This window comes from Roseateles sp. P5_B10 (assembly GCF_056400485.1).
Genome location: NZ_JBFULE010000504.1, coordinates 1 through 3,867, shown reverse-complemented (window position 1 = coordinate 3,867; position 3,867 = coordinate 1). Strand labels below are relative to the sequence as shown.

The following is a 3,867-nucleotide window of genomic DNA, read 5'->3' as shown; positions in this document are numbered from 1 at the left end:
CGTCAGGAGCCGGTGCAGGCGCGCCCTGCGGCGCCGCTGCGGCGGTTGGGCCTGTTGCTGCGTCGTCGCCGTCGTGCCGCGATGCTGGCTGGCGGCGTGCTGGTTGTGGTCGTCGCCCTGGCCGTGCAATTGGCTGGCCAGCGCCAGCGCGCTGCTCAGGCCGCCGAGCGCGAGAACGTGGCCACGACGTTCGTCGCCGAGATGTTCCGCTTTGGCGCCGAGCCGCAGGCCCGTCATCCTCACGGCGACGGCGAAGTGCCGCTGCTGGAGCGCGGTGCGCAGCTGATTGAGCAACGCTTTGCCGGCGATCCCGCCCAGCGGGCCCGGCTCTACCGCGTGCTGGGCGATGCCTACGAAACCATGGGGGCCGCGCCACTGGCCGTCAACCTGCGGGAGCGTGAACTGGCCTCGCTGCGTGCCCAGGCCGCGCCGGCCGACGAGACACGCGCGGCTGCGCAGCGCCTGGGGCGTGCGCGGCTTGATGCCGGGCGGCCGGACGAGGTGCTCGCGGCCCTGCCCGACACGCCCGGCGACGTGGACACAGGCCTGCTGAAGGCGCGTGCCCTCGTCGATCTCGGTCGCATGGACGAGGCCGAGATGTTGCTGGCGCGCCTGCCCGCGCCAGCYGATGCCGCTGGGCAGGCGTGGCGCCACTTGCTGCGCGGAGAGCTGCTGAACCGCCGTGGCCATGAGCCCGAGGCCCTGGTTGAGTTCCGCGCCGCCGCTGCAGGCGAGGACACGCTGGCCGCCGCCGAGGCCGGCCTGCGTGGCGCGCGTTGGGCCGCCCAGCAGGGTCGGCACGACGACGCCCTGGCCCTGCTCGCGCCGGCTCTGGCCACGCTGCGCGAGCGCGGCGGCCTGTACGCGGTGCGCGCGGAGGTCGGCGCGGCCAACGTCTGGTCGGCCATGTATGCGACGACGCTGTCGCTGCCTTTCGAGCGCGTGCGCGCCGAGCTGGAGGCCTGCCTGCAAAGGCTGCGCGCCCTGGGCGACGGTGTGCCGCCGCTGCTGCTCGCCCAGGTGCAGGGGCATCTGCGCCGCCTGCTGTTGAACTGGGGCGACGTGGCGCAGGGCGCGCCGTTGGTGGAGGCCGACTACACGCAGCGCCTGCCGCTGCTGCACCGGCCGGTCGAACTGACCATTGCGCACGGCCGTGCCGGTGATGCGGCCATGGAGCGCGGGCAGCACGAGTTGGCGGCCCAGCGCTTTGCATTGCGCCGCCAGGCCCGTGTAGCGGCCGGCAAGGGCCTGCATCCGCTGCTGGCCGGAGATATCCGCCTGCAGGCGCTGAACGCCAGCATGGCGGGTGAGATGGCCGGCGCGCTGCGTTTTCTTGACGAAGCGCCGGCGCCCGAAGCGCTGCGCGGCGCCGGGCACGACCCGGCCTGGTACGAAGAGGTGCTGCGCGAGGCCCGCGCCCGCGTCCTTGTCGACAGCGGCGACGCGGCGCTGGCCCGCCAGGCGCTGGCGCTGGCGTCGCGCCACGAGGCCAAGCCGCAGGACGCCATGCTGACGGCCGGCTTCGCCACCGGGCCTGAGCTGCTGCGCGCTGAAGGCCAGTGCCTGCAGCCGGACGCCCGCGCCGGCCTGGCCCGCATGCGCGCCTTCGTCGCCGCGTTGAGCCTGCCGCACCACCCGGCCGCGCCGCAGATCRCGCGCTTGCACGGCGTGGCCGCGCTGTGCGCCTGGCGCGCTGGCGACCGCGACCAGGCCGCGCGCTGGGCCGCGCTGGCCCGCACGGCGCTGGCCACCCAACCGGGTGTCAGCCCCTACTACAGCGCGCCGCTGCACCGCCTGGAAGCCCAGGCATGCGGGTCTCAGGTGGGCTGCTTGGTGATACGCAGATAGGGCTTGGGCGCCTTCCAGCCGGCCGGGAACAGCGCCTTGGCGTCTTCATCGCTCACCGAGCCGGCAATGATCACGTCGTCGCCCTGCTTCCAGTTCACCGGCGTGGCGACCTTGTGCTTGGCGGTCAGCTGCATGCTGTCCAGCACGCGCAGGATCTCGTCGAAATTGCGCCCCGTCGTCATCGGGTAGGTCAGCRTCAGCTTGATGCGCTTGTCCGGGCCGACGATGAAGACCGAGCGCACGGTGGCGTTGGTCGCCGCCGTGCGGCCCTCGGACGTGCCTTCGGTATCGGCCGGCAGCATGTTGTAGAGCTTGGCGACGGCCAGGTCGCTGTCGCCGATCATGGGGTACTTGGGCAGATGGCCCTGGGTCTCCTCGATGTCGGCGGCCCAGCGGTGGTGGTTGTCCACCGGGTCGACCGACAGGCCGATCAGCTTGGCATTGCGCTTGGTGAATTCGGGCTCGATCTTGGCCATATAGCCCAGCTCGGTCGTGCACACCGGCGTGAAGTCCTTGGGGTGGGAGAACAGCACGGCCCACTTGTCGCCGATCCAGTCGTGGARCTTGATCTCGCCTTGCGTGGTCTGGGCGGTGAAGTCGGGGGCGATGTCGTTGATGCGCAGGGACATGGTGTCTCTCCTTGGGTGGGCTCGGGGGCAGGAAGGTGAATGATAGGAACGAAGCAAGGCCTCGTTCCGCATGAGCTTGATCGAAAAGGGTCTATGGAAATCAGCTGGCGAGGCTGGGCACTTCAGCGAGCACGGCCGCCCACACGTCGGCMGGCGCCGCACGGCGGGCGATGGGCCCGTAGCGCGCCCATTGCTCGGGCGTGCAGACGGTCTTGAGCGAGTGCACGAACACGCGCGTGGCGCCGACCGGCGAGTTCTTGGTGCTGCCGAAGGCGGCCAGCGACGCGACGCCGTGGGCCACGAGGTGGTCGAAGCCGCCCTGGGCGATGCCGGCCGACACGCACCACTGGGCGAAGAGGGCGGCCTTGCCTTCCTTGGGCAGGCGGTTGACGAGGGGCATCATGATGTCCTCCTCGTGCAGCAGGTGCGCCTCGGCGCAGCCCCGGTAGGCGGCGAAGGCATCGCGCAGCGCGCCGACGCCCAGCGGGATGGCACGCGTCACGGCGGCCTGCAGTTCGTGCTCGTCGACATGCTCGGCGCGGAACATCGCCGCGTTTGCAGCGCCGTCGAAATGCAGGTCCAGCATGGACGTGATGCCGCCGCTCGCGCCCTCGACGCCGTCCTCCATGGCCGCATGCACGGCGATGGCGTCGACATACGCGGCCCAGGCCGGCGCGAAACCGCCCAGGTCGCCGCGCTCGGCCAGCGGCGCCAGCACCTTGGCCAGGTCGTTGCGCAGCACCTCGTGGTAGTTGCGCATGATGGCGGGAACGGAGACTTCGGGTTCGKTCATTGCGGCTCCTGGGTGGCGTGTTGCTGTGGGACGAATGCTCGCGGCAGGCGCGGTTCGGTGGTTGTTCAACGTTGTTAAACCGGCGGCTTTACAGTGCCCGGCGCAATCACCGGAGCCGCCTTGCCCGCCACCGAACCCGCCCGCCCGCCGACCCAGCCGCTGCGCTTCGGCCCGGGCGGCCGCTTCGAGCTGCGCCCGGCCGAGTACCGGCTGCTGGTGGACGGCGAGCCCTCGGCCCTGGGCGGCCGCGCGCTGGACCTGCTGCTCACGCTGGCCGCCCGCCCCGCCGAGCTGTTCACCAAGGCCGAGCTGATCGAGCGCGTCTGGCCCGGGCTGGTGGTGGAAGAGGGCAACCTGCGCGTGCAGGTCAACGCGCTGCGCCGCCTGCTGGGCGAGGACGCCATCGCCACCGTGCCCGGGCGCGGCTACCGCTTCACCGCCGCGCGGCACGACGAGGCACAGGCCGCCGCCGCGCCGCTGCYCGCGCCCGCCACCACCACGCTGTTCGGCCGCGACGCCGACCTGGCCCGCCTGCGCCAGGCGCTGGCCGCCCCCGGCTGCGTGAGCGTCGTCGGCAGCCCGGGCGTGGGCAAGAGC

Annotated in this window: 4 protein-coding genes; 2 read left to right on the top strand and 2 right to left on the bottom strand. The window is 72.3% G+C overall.

Features of this window, described 5'->3' with window-relative positions; all coding sequences use genetic code 11:
- Positions 1-1,848 (top strand): hypothetical protein (locus AC1DU6_RS22790; RefSeq protein ID WP_477859797.1); only part of this gene is annotated, 1,848 nt, incomplete at its 5' end.
- On the opposite strand, the gene AC1DU6_RS22785 is transcribed toward AC1DU6_RS22790, so the two are convergent.
- Together AC1DU6_RS22785 and AC1DU6_RS22780 are read right to left on the bottom strand one after the other, a co-directional pair.
- Positions 1,818-2,477 (bottom strand): peroxiredoxin, encoded by a 660-nt coding sequence (locus AC1DU6_RS22785; RefSeq protein WP_477859795.1) that lies wholly within the window; start codon positions 2,475-2,477, stop codon positions 1,818-1,820. The two genes, AC1DU6_RS22790 and AC1DU6_RS22785, sit on opposite strands and share 31 nt — an antisense overlap.
- Before the next feature lie 100 nt (positions 2,478-2,577).
- A complete protein-coding gene (locus tag AC1DU6_RS22780) occupies positions 2,578-3,270 on the bottom strand; it encodes a hemerythrin domain-containing protein (protein WP_477859793.1) in 693 nt (230 codons plus the stop codon).
- A gap of 120 nt (positions 3,271-3,390) precedes the next feature.
- Here AC1DU6_RS22780 and AC1DU6_RS22775 point away from each other — a divergent pair.
- The coding region (locus tag AC1DU6_RS22775; RefSeq protein ID WP_477859791.1) for a winged helix-turn-helix domain-containing protein at positions 3,391-3,867 on the top strand (477 nt) is incomplete at its 3' end.